The following is a 13,727-nucleotide window of genomic DNA, read 5'->3' on the forward strand; positions in this document are numbered from 1 at the left end:
CGACTATACCCCCCCAGGGTAATTCGGACCAGTCAGGGGCGTGCGCGACGGGAGCGCCAGCGCACGACCTCCTCCTCGACGTCGCGCGGGGAGGTGACGACCGGCGGGTTCCCCCAGGTTGAGTAGAGCGCGCGCCGTACGGCGGCGTTGAACTCGGTCACCGCCTCGCGCACCTGCTTCTCGGTGTTGAGGCGGTCGAGCCGGTCGTCGAGGGCGGCGTCGTCCTTGCGGATCTGAAGCGCGGCCGGCAGCACGCCGGTGATGTTCTCCCGCTCGACCAGCTGCTTGACGAACCAGTCGGGGTCGTCGGTGTTGCGCAGCTTCAGCGGCTTGCCGTAGCCGGGCAGGTCGTCGAAGTCGCCGCGCGCCATCGCCTGCTGCACCTGCAGGTCCACCCAGGAGGCCTGGTTGCGGATCCGCTCCTCGGCGGCGGCCTTGTCGCTCTTCTCGCGGCGCCGCAGGCGCCAGGAGGTACGTCGCTCCTGGTCCGGATCGTCCGGTCCGGCCGGCCCGTCGGTGTCGTTCTCAGGCGGCTGCGGGTCCGACGGTCCCGTCGGTTCGTGGGTCGAAGGCATCGTCATCACCTCGGCCACCACGGTAGCCACCACCCCCAGGGGTGAGCGCGGCCCGACCCTCGCCCACCTTCACCGTCACCACGCCGGCCAGGATCAGCACCCCGCCGAGCAGCTGCACGGGGCCCGGCAGCTCGCCGAGCAGCAGCCAGGCGAACCCGACGCCCGCCACCACCTCGAGCAGGGCGACGAACGACGCGAGGCGCGAGCCGAGGCGACGGGTGGCGGCGACCCCGGTGGCGTAGGAGACGGCGGCGGTGAAGACGCCGAGCAGGACGAGGGGGACCCACCAGTCGACGACCTGGCCCACCAGCACCACCTCGGCGGTGGTCGCGCGCATCGGCATCAGCCCGGTGAGGCCGAGCAGGCCCAGCCCGGCGCTGCCGGCCAGCAGCCCGCCCGCGGCCAGGGCGATCGGCGGCAGGGAGGTGCCGCTCTCGGCCGAGAGCAGGAAGTAGCCCGACACCCCGACCATCGCCGCCAGCGCCCACAGCACGCCGGGCACGCTCAGGTCCGCGCCGGAGAGCAGGTCGAGGACGAGCACGAGCCCGACGGCGGCGACCGCGGCCCCGGCCAGCGTCGTGCGCGAGGGGCGCTCGCCGTGGCGCAGCCACAGCCACACCACGATCGCGGCGGGGGCGGTGTACTCGATGAGCAGCGCCGGTCCGACCTGCATCGTCTGCACGGCGGAGAAGAAGGAGAACTGCGCGACCATCACGCCGAGGAACCCGAAGGCCGCGATGCGGCCGAGGTTGGCACGCACGAGGTGCCACCGGCCGTCGAGCGCGCGCAGCCCGAGCGGGAGCAGGAGCAGCGCGCCCAGCCCGACCCGGACCAGGACGAGGGATCCCGGGCTCCAACCGGCCTCGAGCGAGCCGCGGGCCAGCCCGCCGGACAGCCCGAAGGTCGCGGCCGAGACGACGGCGAAGGCCAGCCCCACACGCGTACGGCGAGCGCGGGCCAGGTCAGCGACCGTTGCTGCGCTGTCATGGGTCACGTGGCTCATAGAACATGACACTAGGGTTCGAACGTGTAAGGTGTCAACGTGGTTTTCGCTCATGACACCGAGATGGCGCTCCAGGCCGCCGCCTGGCTGGTGAACTCGGCCGAGGAGCCGGACACGTTGACCTCGCTCGGCGAGCTGCGGGCCCACCTCATCGAGTTCGACTACTCGGTGCCCCGGGCAGCCACCCGCGCCGACCTCGACGAGATCAGGGCCCTGCGCCCGCGGCTGCGGGCGATGCTCACCGCCGACCGCGACGCCGCCGCTGCTCTGGTCAACGAGACGCTCCAGCAGTCGCGCGCCTGCCCGCGCCTGGTGCGCCACGACCCGGTGGACTGGCACCTGCACGCCGTGTCCGACGACGAGCCCCTCGCGACCCGGATCGCCGTCGACACCGCCATGGCGATGGTCGACGTGGTCCGGGCCGACGAGACGTCGCGGCTCTCGGTCTGCGACCTCGACGACTGCAGCGGGGTCGTCGTCGACCTCACCCGCAACCGCTCACGCCGCTTCTGCTCGTCGGGCTGCGGCAACCGGGCCGCCGTGGCGGCCTACCGGGAGCGCCGGCGGACCTCCGGCTGACCCCCACGGGTACGTCTGAACGGGCAGCTCCCCGGGTCCGCGCCCTGACGGGCACCGTTCCCGGGAGAGCTGCCCGTTCGACCAGTCGCGTAGGCCGCGAGCATCAGCGCTCGATGCCCGACATGTCGGGGTAGCGCTCACCCGCCACGGCGTCGCGCGGCACGGCCCGCTCGATCGCGGCCAGGTCCTCGGCGGACAGGTGCACGTCGAGCGCGCCGACGTTCTCCTCGAGGTAGCGGACCCGCTTGGTGCCCGGGATCGGGGCGATGTCGTCGCCCTGGGCCAGCACCCAGGCCAGCGCCAGCTGCCCCGAGGTGCAGCCCTTCGACGCGGCGATCTCCTCGAAGGCCGCCACCAGTCGGCGGTTGGTCTCGAGCGCCTCGCCCTGGAAGCGCGGGAAGCGGCCGCCGCGCGAGTCGTCGGGGTCGGCCAGCACCCGGTCGATCGCGCCGGACAGCATGCCGCGCCCCAGCGGGGAGTAGGGCACGAGCCCGATCCCGAGCTCGCGCAGCACCGGGAGGATCTCGTCCTCGAGCCCGCGCGTGACCAGGGAGTACTCGCTCTGAAGTGCGGTGATCGGGTGGGTCGCGTATGCGCGTCGGATCGTGTCCGCGCCGGCCTCGGACAGCCCGAGGTGACGCACCTTGCCCGCGGCGACCAGCTCGCCCATCGCCCCGACGGTCTCCTCGATCGGGACCGTGGTGTCGACGCGGTGCTGGTAGTAGAGGTCGAGGTGGTCGACGCCGAGCCGCTGGAGGGAGGCGTCGCAGGCCGAGCGGACGTACTCGGGCTTGCCGTTGACCCCGAGCCGGGTGCCGTCCTCGGCGCGCTCGTTGCCGAACTTCGTCGCCAGCTGGACCTCGTCGCGCCGGCTCGCGATCGCGCGGCCGACGAGCTTCTCGTTGGTGAACGGGCCGTACATGTCGGCGGTGTCGAGGAAGGTCACGCCCAGGTCGAGCGCCCGGCCGATGGTGGCCAGCGCCTCGTCCTCGTCGGAGGAGCCGTAGAACTCCGACATCCCCATGCAGCCCAGCCCGAGGGCGGACACCTCCAGGGCCTGCTCGCCCCGTCCGATGGTGCGGCGGCCCACGTTCGTCGTCTCGTCAGTCATGCCCTCCTCCTACCCGGCCCGCGGCAGGAGTACGCCGTGCCCGTGCCGGTCGGGCGCTCAGTCGCGCCGGTCGGCGAACCGTTGGGCGGCCCCGGCAGCGGCGGCCACGACGAGCGCGACCCCGGTCGCGATCCACGCCTGGGTCTGCAGGCCCTCGGTGACGACGTCCCACACCGCGCCGGCGAGCTCCTCACGCTCGGTCGCCCCGGCGAACAGCTGACGGCCGAAGACCACGCCGAGCAGCACCAGGCCGGCCCCGAGAGCGGTGGCCACGCCCATGACGGCGACGGCGTACCAGCGTCGCGCCGCGACGGCGATGCCGAGCAGCACGGCGCCCAGCCAGGCGACCGGCAGGAGCCAGCCGAGGCGGTCGACCTCGTCGTAGGCGGCGCGGGCGGTCTCGAGCTGCTCGACCTCGGCCACGGGCACGGAGACCGGGACCGGGCCGACCTCGTCCGCGCCGGGCACCCCCCGGTCGGAGAGCGACCGCGTGACGGCCTCGGTGAGCGGCGTCAGGTCCAGGCGGACCCGGCCGAGGTCGTCGACCTCGGCGGCCTTGCGGCCCTCGAGGACGGCCACGACGTCGCGGTGGACGCCGCGGTTGGACTCGCGCCACACCTCGGCGAAGGTCGGTCCCGCCACCACCTGGTCGGCGACGCGGCGGACCACGGGACCGACGGCCTCGGCCCCGGTCCCGGCGGGCAGCCGGCCCTCGACCGCGGCCACGACCTGGCCCGCGACCAGGCGCTGGACGTCAGGGTCCTCGGCCAGCGGCTCGACCGTCCCGAGGTAGGCGTCGGTGTCGGTGACGTTGCTCGACACCCACGGCGCCACGAGGGCACCCGGCGCGAGCACGAGCGCGACGAGGGCGGCCAGGAGCAGCAGGACGAAGGAGCGCACGTGCGTCAGTCTCCCCCGTCCCCGGTCGCGGTCGGCCGGTGGGCCCGGCGCCGCGCGCCTCAGCGCTCGGCGTCGGCCTTGATCTTGCCCAGGGTCTGCTGGATGCCGGCGGCGAGCTCGGAGGCGAAGGTCTCGGTGCCGCCCAGGACGCGCTTGGTCAGGCCCACCGACAGGTCGGAGATGCCGTCGGGCGCCTCGCGCTTGCCGGTCAGGCGGGTGCCACCGGTGGCGGTGGGCTCGAGGGTGTAGCTCCAGATCGTCCAGTTCTCCTTGACCCGGAAGGCGATCTCCTTCTCGGGGGTGAAGCGGACGACCTTCGACTGCGTGGGCCAGAAGAGCGGGCCACGGCGGTTGATGTTGACCATCTTGCTGCCCTGAGCGACGTCGCCGCCGCCGCGGACGAACGTCTTCACGCACTGCGGGCTCCAGCGCGCCATGTTGCGCAGGTCCGAGACCAGCGCCCACACCTGGGCCGGGGGCGCGTCGATCTCGGTGGTGGCTTCGATCGGGGCGACGTCGGTCTGCGGCACGGGAGCTCCTGGTGTCGGGGTCGGGGACGGGTGTCCAAAGTGACAGTTCCCTCTTCCGGCTGCCAGCGAACGTGAAGGAGGGCACAGCACCTCCGGCACGTGCGACGCGTGCGCCCCGCGCGGCCCGCCTGTCACCCGGGGCCGTGGGACGCCCGGCGCTCCCGCTCGGCCACCGCGTGCGGGTCGGTCCGCTCGTCGTAGGACCAGAAGTCCCGCAGGTACGCCGCGGTGGCCGCGACCCCGACCACGCAGCCCAGCCCGCCGCTGACGATCGACCCCCGGACCGACCACGCGTCGGCCACCAGCCCGGCGCGGACCTGCCCGCCGAGCGGGCCGAGGGAGTAGGACAGCATCTCGATGCCGGCCATCCGGCCGCGCATGCTTTCGGGGATCGTCTGGTTCCACACGGTCCCGCGGAACAGCGCTGAGACCATGTCGGCCCCGCCGGCGAAGGCCAGGAACAGCATCGCCACCCAGATCGAGGGCGCCAGCCCGGCGAGCGCGATGCACCCGCCGTACGCCGCCGCGGCCACCACGATCGCGCGCCCGTGGTGGTGCACCCGCGCGGCCCACCCGCTCGTGAGGGTCGCCACCGCGGCGCCGAGGGTCTCAGCCGTGTAGAGCAGGCCCAGCAGCTCGGGCCGCTCGAAGACGTCCTCGGCCAGCGCCGGGAACAGCACCACCGGGATGGCCAGCAGCATCGCGGCGATGTCGACGAGGTAGGTGCCGAGCAGGTCGCGCCGCGAGACGGCGTACCGGACGCTGTCGACGATGCCGGACCAGCTCGGCGCCGTCGTCTCGTCGCGGTGCGGGTAGGGGCGCATCGCGGCGAACATGGCGGAGGCCACCAGCAGTCCGGCCGCGTCCACGGCGTAGCACCACGCAGGACCGGCCGTGGCGATGAGCACGCCCCCCAGCGCCGGTCCGGTGAAGAGACCGATCTGCATGCCCATGCTGCCCAGGGCGTTCGCGGCCAGGATCTGCTCGTGCGGCACCGTGCGCGGCAGCAGCGCCTCCCGGGAGGGGCGCTGAAGGGCGCTCGTCGTCGCGAGCACGAAGCCCAGGGCGTAGAGCGGCCAGACGGCGGTGTCGGCGCTCGCCGCGTTGACGGCCAGCGCTGCGGTGGCGACGGCCTGCACGAGGCCGGTCGAGACCAGCAGCCGCTTGCGGTCGACGTGGTCGGCCAGCGCCCCGCCGTACAGCCCGCCGACGAGGATCGGCACCAGTTCGACCATGCCCAGCAGGCCGACCGCGGCGTTCGAGCCGGTCAGCGTGTAGAGCTGGTAGGGGATGGCGACGTAGGTGACCATCGCGCCGAAGTAGAAGACCGTGCCCGCGGCGAAGAGCAGCCGGAAGTCGCGGGACGTCCGCAGCGGCGTCACGTCCATGCGCACGTCGCGCAGCCGCTCCCGCCACCCCACCCGAGCATGCTGGCACCGCAGCCGGGGCGCGGTCCACACGATTCCCGCCCACCCGCCGCCCACCCGCCGCCCACCCGCCGGCCACCGGCCAGGCCCTAGGGTGAGCGCGTGCTTGCCGACTACCGGGGCCACGAGCGGTCCCCCTTCGACGAGCTGCTCGGGCCCGACGGGGTGCCGCGGCCCGGCTGGGACGCGCTGGCGCTCGAGGCCTTCGACGCGGAGGGGCTGCGGACCGCGCGCGGCATGGCCGCCCGGCTGCTCGAGGACGACGGCGTCACCTACCACCCGCTGCCCGCCCGCGGGTCGTCCGGCGAGCCTCGTCGTGTCCCGGGGCGGCCCGGGGCCCTGGGCTCGCGGTGGCGCCTCGACCCGCTGCCGACCGTGGTCGCGGCCGAGGAGTGGGCCGGCATCGAGCGCGGCGTCGCGCAGCGCGCCCTCCTCCTGGAGGCCGTCCTCGCCGACCTGTACGGCGCGCGCCGGCTGCTCACCTCCGGGCTGCTGCCGCACGAGCTGGTGTGGCAGCACGGTGCCTACCAGCGGGCGGCCTGGGGCACCCACCCCGCCGACCGACCCCGCGTGGTGGTGGCGGCGACCGACCTGGGTCGCGACGCCGCCGGACGGTGGGTGGCGGTGGCCGACCGGACCCAGGCGCCGTCGGGCCTCGGCTACGCCATGGAGAACCGCCGGGTCGTGGCGCGCCTGCTGCCGGACGCCTACCGACGCGCCGAGCTGCGCCGGCTGACGAGCTTCTTCAACCAGCTGCGCGACGCCCTCGCGGACCAAGCCCCCGACGGGGTCGAGGACCCCCGCGTGGTGGTGCTGACACCGGGGCGTTGGAGCGAGACGGCGTTCGACCAGGCCCACGTCGCCTCGCTCCTCGGCTTCCCGCTCGTCACCGGCGCCGACCTGGTCATGCGCGACGGTCGGGTCTGGACCCGCGAGCTCGGCGACCGACGGCCGGTGGACGTCGTGCTGCGACGGGTCGACGACGACTGGTGCGACCCCCTCGAGCTGCGGCCCGACTCCGAGCTCGGCGTACCGGGCCTGCTGGAGGCGGCGCGGCGCGGGTCGCTCGTCACCGCGAACGCCCTCGGCGCCGGCCTCGTCGAGTCCCCGGCCCTGGCCGCCTTCCTGCCGGCCCTGTGCGAGGCGCTGCTCGACGAGCCGCTGCGGCTCCCCTCGGCTCCGGTGTGGTGGTGCGGCGACCCGCTCGGGCTCGCCTACGTGTCCGAGCACCTCGACCGGCTCGTGCTGCGCCCGGCCGACCCCGCGCAGGGGCGCGGGGTCTACGGCCCCGGTCTGACCTCCGCCCAGCGGGACCGCTGGCGCAGCCGCCTCGCCCGCGAGACCTCCGCGTGGGTCGGGCAGGAGGTGCTGCCCCTGTCGACCACCCCGACCGTGGCCGGCTCCGGCCTCGACGCGCGCCCCCTGACGCTGCGCACCTTCGCCGTCGCCCGGCAGGGCTCGTACGCCGTCATGCCCGGCGCCCTGGGCCGCATCGTGCCGGCCGGCGTCAACCCGACGAGCGGCCGGCGCGACGGGCTGGTGCTGAGCAAGGACGTCTGGGTCCTCAAGCCCGGCGGCGCCGAGGCGGGTCCCGCCGCCCCGGCGGCGACCGAGGCCGAGCCGGTCCCGGTGCGCGCGGGCGTCGTCCCGGTCGTGCCGTGGGCGCTGGAGAACCTGTTCTGGCTGGGTCGCTACACCGAGCGGGCCGAGGCCACCACCCGCCACGTCCTGGTGCTGCGCGCCCTGCTCGACGACTTCCCCTTCGCCCGGCTGGACCCGGCCCGCGGGGCCGTCGACGTGCTGGCCCGCGCGCTCACGCACACCACCGGCACCTACCCCGGGCTAACCGACCGGGCCGAGCTGCGGGACGCCGTGGTGGACGACGAGCTGCGTGCGCTGTTCCTCGACGGTGACCGGGCGGGGTCGGTGGCGCAGTCGCTCGACGGTGCGGTCGGGGCAGCCGGCTCCGTGCGCGACCAGCTCTCGCTCGACGTCTTCACCGTGCTGGGCGGCATCGAGCGTGCCCGCGCCGGCCTCGCCGATCACGGGGCCGATCACGGCGCCGAGGACGGGGCCGGGAAGGGGGCCGGTGGCGGCGTCGCGGCCCGCGACGTCGGCTCGCAGCTGCGGGAGGCGGCCGTGCAGGTGCTGTCGGGCACGCTCGCCCTGGCCGGGATCACCGCGGAGAACATGGTCCGCGACGTCGGGTGGCAGCTGCTCGACGCGGGCCGGGGCCTGGAGCGGGCGCTGCAGACCACCGACCTCATCCGCTGGGTGTCCGGGGACGTCCACCCGCCCGCCGTCGAGCGGCACCTCGTCGCCGCGGTGCTGACGGCCGGCGAGAGCGTGGTCACCCACCGCCGCCGCTACGCCGGCCACGACGGGGTGGAGTCGATGCTGGAGCTGATGCTGCTCGACGGCGCCAACCCCCGGTCGGTGGCCTTCCAGGTCGCCCGGGTCCGGTCGGTGGTGTCCCGCCTGCCGGGCGCCGACACCCGCGAGCTCCGGGACCTGCTCACCACGCTGGAGGAGGCGGGCGCCGACCTCGCCGCCCGTAGCGCCCGGAGCCTGGCAGCGTCCTACCCGCGGCTGACCGACACCGACGAGCTGTTCTCCGAGCACCGCGACGAGCTGGTCGCCCTCGTCGAGCGGGTGCGCACCCGGCTGCGGCTGGTGGCCGACGGGCTGGCGGCCGCGTTCTTCGCCCCGCCGCTCGCCCCCCGTCGGCTGGGCTCGTCCCTGGGCTCCTTACTGGGCTCCTCCTCGGGCTCGGCCGAGGCCGGGGGCCCGTCCCTGCGCCCGGACTCACCGGCGGGGCCGCCGTCCGAGGAGGTGCCGAGGTGACGCGGCGCTACACGATCGACCACCGCACGACGTACTCCTACGACGACGCGGTCACCGACAGCTACGGCCTGGTGCTGTGCCGCCCGCGCGACCTCGCCGACCAGCGGGTGCTGGAGCACGAGCTCGGGACCGATCCCGGCCACGCCGACCTCGGCGAGCACGAGGACGTCGAGGGCAACCGGTCGACGTACTTTCACGTCACCGAGCCGCACCGGCGGCTGGTCGTCACCGCCCGCAGCGTCGTGGAGTGCGCCGGGACGGGCGCGCTGCCGTCCGACCCGCCGGCGTGGGAGCGGTGCCGGCCGAGTCAGCGCCGCGACCTTCCGGAGGCCGCGCTCGCCGCGGAGTACGCCGTCGCGTCGCCCCTGGTCGACCTCGACGCCGACGTCGCGACGTACGCCGCGGCGTCGTTCCCACCCGGCCGCAGCGTGGTCGAAGGACTGCTCGACCTGGTGTCACGGGTGCACGCCGACGTCGACTACGACCCCGGCAGCACCGACGTGTCCACCCGGGTGCCCGACGTGCTGGCGCGCCGGCGCGGGGTCTGCCAGGACTTCGCGCACATGACCATCGCCGGGCTGCGCGGGCTGGGGCTGGCGGCGCGCTACGTCAGCGGCTACCTGGCCACCGACCCGCCGCCGGGGCGCGAGCGGGTGGTCGGGGCGGACGCCACGCACGCCTGGCTGGCCTGCTGGGTGCCGGGCCCGCGCGGGGAGTCGACGTGGCTGGCGGTCGACCCCACCAACGACTGCGTCGTGGCCGACCGGCACGTCACCGTGGCCTGGGGACGCGACTACGGCGACGTACCGCCCGTCAAGGGCGTCATCTTCACCGAGGCCCGCACGTCGACGATGGCGGTCACCGTCGACGTGGCCCCCGCCTGACGGTTGGACGGCCGCCGGAGGGGGAGCATCGGCCCATGCGCTCCTTCTCCTGCCGCGGCTGCGGTCAGACCCTCTACTTCGAGAACTCCGTCTGCGTCGCGTGCGGCGCGGCCGTCGGCTACTCCCGTGTCGAGCGCGACCTGCTCCTGCTGGGCGACGACTTCCGGCCGTGCGTGAACCTCGACCTCAACGGCTGCAACTGGATCCCCGACGTCGCCGGCGAGCAGTGCTTCGCGTGCTCGCTGACCCGGACGCGGCCCGCCGACGGCGACCTCGAGGGGCTGCCGCAGTACTACCTGGCCGAGCAGTCCAAGCGTCGCATGGTCTACGAGCTCGACGGGCTCGGGCTGCCGCTGGAGCCGCGCGACGAGAGCACCGGGCGCGGGGTCACGTTCGACCTGCTGTCGAGCGTGGAGGAGAACGTGATCACCGGGCACGCGGACGGCGTGATCACGCTTGACCTGGCCGAGGGCGACACCGTCCACCGCGAGCAGGTCAAGGCCGACCTCGGCGAGGCCTACCGCACCCTGCTGGGTCACTTCCGCCACGAGATCGGTCACTACTACTGGCAGGTGCTGGTCGACGACCGCGGCGGCAACGAGGCCTGCCGGGAGGTGTTCGGCGACGAGACGCTGGACTACCAGGGCGAGATCGACCGCCACTACGCGGAGGGGCCGCCGGCCGGTTGGGAGGAGCGCTACGTCTCGGCCTACGCCACGATGCACCCGTGGGAGGACTTCGCCGAGACCTTCGCCCACGTCCTGCACATCACCGAGGCTCTCGACACCGCCCACCACTTCGGGCTCACGGTCGACCCCAGCCTCGCCGTACGCCGCTTCGCCGACGTCGTGGTCGGCACCTGGACCCCGCTGGCCATCGCGCTGAACCAGATGAACCGGGCGCTGGGGGAGGGTGACCTCTACCCCTTCACGCTGCCGCCGGCGGTCGTCGACAAGCTGGCGTGGGTCAACGACCTGGTGCGGGAGGCCGGATCTCCTTCGTGAGCGCCGAGGTCGCCTCGGTCAGCGCGCTCAGTGCGCGGTCGATCGTGGCGACGTCCTCGTCGGAGAAGTCGGCCAGCGCCTCGCGCATCCGCTGCGCCAGCGGCTGGAAGAACTGACCGGACAGGGTGCGCGCCTCTGCGCTCAGCGTCACGAAGGTGCGGCGCCGGTCGTCCGGGTCGTGACGGCGTACGACGTGACCGGCGCGCTGCAGCCGGTCCAGCGAGGCCGACGTGGCCGCCGGGCTGAGGTGGAGCGAGGCCGAGAGGCGGGTCGGGGTCAACGGGCTGCCGGCGACCTCCGCCTCCCAGAGGTGACCGAGGGCGTCGAGGTCGGTGCGGTGCATGGTGTGGCGGCGGGCGAAGACGTCGACGAACTGGTCGAGCTCGATCTGCAGCCGGCGCAGGCGCTCGACCACGGAGGTGCGGTCGTCGAGCGCGAACCCCTCGTAGGCCGGGAGCTCGGGGACGTCGGGGGCGTCGGCGTCGGCGTCGGGGGCGTCGGGGGCGTCGGGGGCCGGCGGGGTGGGCGACGGGGCTGGCTGCTCGGTGCTGCGGTCCACGGGTCACCTCCCTCCGGGTTTACTTCGACGGTCGAAGTACATACACTTCGATGCTGGAAGTAAATGTATCCCGTCGGTCCGCCGACGGCCGACCTTGCGGAGAATCGATGTCCCGGCTCCTCGACGCTGCCCTCCGACCCCGGCGCGCCCTGGTCGTGCCCGTGGTGGGCCTCCTCCTGGCCCTGTTCGCCATCATCGGGGTGGGGGAGGCCGAGCGTGAGCCGACCCCGACCGACGCCCTGCCCGACGGCTACGCGAGCACCGAGGTCACCGCGGCGCTCGAGGCCTTCCCGCAGGGCGACGACAGCGTCGCCATCGTGCTGTTCTCCGCCGACTCGGCGCTGAGCAAGGCGCAGCTCGGGGCGGCCCAGGACCTCTTCGCCCAGGTGGCGGGCGACTTCGCCGACCCGGCCGCCGGGTCCGGGGCGGACGCCGGAGCGGGATCCGGAGCCGGGTCGGGCTCCGAGGCGGGCTCGACCGGAGCGGGCTCGGGGGCGGGCTCGGGAGCGGGCTCGGGGGCGCCGGAAGGCGACCCGACCACGACGTTGGTGCCCAGCGAGGACGGCACCGCAGCGATCGGGATCATCGGCGTCCAGGGCGCGGGCGCCACCGAGATCGCCGAGCAGGTGGGCGACCTGCGTGAGGCCCTCGACGCGGACGTGCCCGACGGCGTCACCGCCGAGGTCACGGGCCCGGCCGCGATCCAGGCCGACCTGGCCGCGGTCTTCGACGGCGCGGACTTCCGGCTGCTGGGCGCCACGGCCACGGTGGTGGCCATCCTGCTGATCCTGACCTACCGGAGCCCGGTGCTCTGGTTGATCCCGCTCACGGTCGTCGGGCTCGCCGACCGTGCCGCCGCGGCCCTGTCGACCCAGGTGCTCGACGTCTTCGGCGTGGCGTGGGACGAGTCGACGGTGGGCATCCTCTCGGTGCTGGTCTTCGGTGCCGGCACGGACTACGCGCTGCTGCTCATCTCCCGCTACCGCGACGAGCTGCGACGGCACGAGGACCGGTACGCCGCGATGCGGACCACGGTGCGTCGTACGGTCGAGCCGGTGCTGGCCAGCGCCACCACCGTCGTGGTCGGCCTGCTGATCCTGCTGCTGTCGGCGTTCCCGACCACCCGCGGGCTCGGCCTGGCGTGCGCGGTCGGCGTGGTGATCGCCGCCCTGGCGGCCCTGGTGTTCCTGCCCTTCACGCTCGTGCTCGTCGGCCGCTGGGTGTTCTGGCCGCGCGTGCCGCACCTCGGGGAGCCCGCGCTGGTCGACACCCGCTCGCTGTGGCGCCGCGTCGGCGACCAGGTCTCACGCCGGCCGGTCGTGCTGGCCGGCGTGGTGACCGCCGTGCTGGCCGTCATGGCGCTGGGCACGCTGCGCATCGAGACCGGCCTGTCCGAGGCCGACCAGTTCCTCGAGACACCCGAGGCGATCGTGGCCGCCGAGCGGCTGGGCGAGTCCTTCCCGGCCGGCAGCTCCGACCCGACCGTCGTGCTCACCGACCGACCGGCCGAGGAGGTGGCCGCCGCGCTCGGGACCGTCGCCGGCGTCGACTCCGTGCGGCCCGCCGGGTCTGCCGAGGGCGTGAACCGCCTCGACGTCGTGCTGTCGGCCGAGCCGGGCAGCGACGAGGCCGGCGCCACCGTCGAGGCACTGCGCGACGAGCTCGGCGACGACGGCTCCGTGGGCGGCACCGAGGCGGAGCGCGTCGACCAGCAGGCGGCGTCCGACCGCGACCGGCTGCTGCTGATCCCGCTGATCCTCGGACTGGTGCTGATCGCCCTGGGCGCCCTGCTCCGCTCGGTCGTGGCGCCGATCATCCTGGTGGCCAGCGTGGTCGGCACCTACCTCGCGGCGCTGGGGGCCTCATGGCTGCTCTTCACACAGGTGTTCGGGTTCGAGCGGCTGGACGTCGGGGTGCCGTTGCTGGCGTTCCTGTTCCTCGTCGCGCTGGGGGTGGACTACAACATCTTCCTGGTGACCCGGGCCGGCGAGGAGGCGCGCGAGCACGGTGCCCGCGAGGGCATGCTGCGGGCGCTGACCGCCACCGGCGGGGTCATCACCAGCGCTGGCATCCTGCTGGCGGCCGTCTTCGCCGTCCTCGGCGTGCTGCCGCTGGTCGTGCTGGCCCAGCTCGGCGTCATCATCTGCGTCGGGGTGCTCCTCGACACCCTGGTGGTGCGGACCGTGCTGGTGCCGGCGATCGCCGTACTCCTGGGGGACCGGTTCTGGTGGCCCCGCCGGATCTCCTCCGCGGCGGCCCCCGAGCCCGACCCCACCCCCGTCGCCGCCGGCCGCTCCTAGCTCGGCTCGTC

General features: G+C 74.5%; 12 protein-coding genes. 5 read left to right on the forward strand and 7 right to left on the reverse strand.

The annotated features are described in order from the left end of the window. Positions 1-32: 32 nt before the first annotated feature. The gene (locus G7072_RS18430; RefSeq protein WP_166088985.1) at positions 33-575 is read right to left on the reverse strand and encodes a DUF1992 domain-containing protein; all 543 of its coding nucleotides are present in this window, start codon (positions 573-575) and stop codon (positions 33-35) included. After that, positions 526-1,578, reverse strand: coding sequence for a DMT family transporter (locus G7072_RS18435; protein WP_166088988.1), 1,053 nt, complete (start codon positions 1,576-1,578; stop codon positions 526-528). The genes G7072_RS18430 and G7072_RS18435 overlap by 50 nt, the downstream gene beginning before the upstream one ends. 39 nt (positions 1,579-1,617) lie before the next feature. On the opposite strand from G7072_RS18435, the gene G7072_RS18440 reads away from it, so the two are divergent. Then, a complete protein-coding gene (locus G7072_RS18440) occupies positions 1,618-2,157 on the forward strand; it encodes a CGNR zinc finger domain-containing protein (protein ID WP_166088990.1) in 540 nt (179 codons plus the stop codon). 103 nt (positions 2,158-2,260) lie between these two features. Here G7072_RS18440 and G7072_RS18445 read toward each other — a convergent pair whose 3' ends face one another. From G7072_RS18445 to G7072_RS18460, 4 genes are all read right to left on the reverse strand, one after another. Then, the gene (locus G7072_RS18445; RefSeq protein ID WP_166088992.1) at positions 2,261-3,268 is read right to left on the reverse strand and encodes an aldo/keto reductase; all 1,008 of its coding nucleotides are present in this window, start codon (positions 3,266-3,268) and stop codon (positions 2,261-2,263) included. 57 nt (positions 3,269-3,325) lie between these two features. Next, on the reverse strand, positions 3,326-4,168 hold the full coding sequence (locus tag G7072_RS18450) for a hypothetical protein (RefSeq protein ID WP_166088994.1): 843 nt from the start codon (positions 4,166-4,168) through the stop codon (positions 3,326-3,328). A 59-nt stretch (positions 4,169-4,227) separates the two neighbouring features. Beyond that, the gene (locus G7072_RS18455) at positions 4,228-4,698 is read right to left on the reverse strand and encodes an SRPBCC family protein (RefSeq protein ID WP_166088996.1); all 471 of its coding nucleotides are present in this window, start codon (positions 4,696-4,698) and stop codon (positions 4,228-4,230) included. A gap of 131 nt (positions 4,699-4,829) precedes the next feature. After that, positions 4,830-6,119, reverse strand: a complete 1,290-nt coding sequence (locus G7072_RS18460) for an MFS transporter (protein ID WP_240917048.1) — start codon at positions 6,117-6,119, stop codon at positions 4,830-4,832. Positions 6,120-6,227: 108 nt separating this feature from the next. Between G7072_RS18460 and G7072_RS18465 the strand changes: the two genes are divergently transcribed. From G7072_RS18465 to G7072_RS18475, 3 genes are read left to right on the forward strand one after another with little or no spacing between them, the layout of a single operon-like run. After that, positions 6,228-8,969: a circularly permuted type 2 ATP-grasp protein gene (locus G7072_RS18465; protein ID WP_166088998.1), complete on the forward strand. Its 2,742-nt coding sequence runs from the start codon at positions 6,228-6,230 to the stop codon at positions 8,967-8,969. Continuing rightward, complete coding sequence (locus tag G7072_RS18470; protein ID WP_206063202.1) at positions 8,966-9,853, forward strand: transglutaminase family protein; 888 nt, start codon at positions 8,966-8,968, stop codon at positions 9,851-9,853. Before G7072_RS18465 ends, G7072_RS18470 begins: the two co-directional genes overlap by 4 nt. A 35-nt stretch (positions 9,854-9,888) precedes the next feature. After that, positions 9,889-10,857: a putative zinc-binding metallopeptidase gene (locus tag G7072_RS18475; RefSeq protein WP_166089000.1), complete on the forward strand. Its 969-nt coding sequence runs from the start codon at positions 9,889-9,891 to the stop codon at positions 10,855-10,857. Here G7072_RS18475 and G7072_RS18480 read toward each other — a convergent pair. Further along, positions 10,820-11,416, reverse strand: coding sequence for a MarR family transcriptional regulator (locus G7072_RS18480; RefSeq protein ID WP_166089003.1), 597 nt, complete (start codon positions 11,414-11,416; stop codon positions 10,820-10,822). The two genes, G7072_RS18475 and G7072_RS18480, sit on opposite strands and share 38 nt — an antisense overlap. 107 nt (positions 11,417-11,523) lie before the next feature. On the opposite strand from G7072_RS18480, the gene G7072_RS18485 reads away from it, so the two are divergent. Beyond that, positions 11,524-13,716 carry an MMPL family transporter gene (locus G7072_RS18485; RefSeq protein WP_166089005.1) on the forward strand — a complete coding sequence of 731 codons (2,193 nt, stop codon included), beginning with the start codon at positions 11,524-11,526 and terminating at the stop codon, positions 13,714-13,716. Positions 13,717-13,727 lie beyond the last annotated feature (11 nt).

This window comes from Nocardioides sp. HDW12B, assembly GCF_011299595.1.
Taxonomy (GTDB): Bacteria; Actinomycetota; Actinomycetes; order Propionibacteriales; family Nocardioidaceae; genus Marmoricola_A.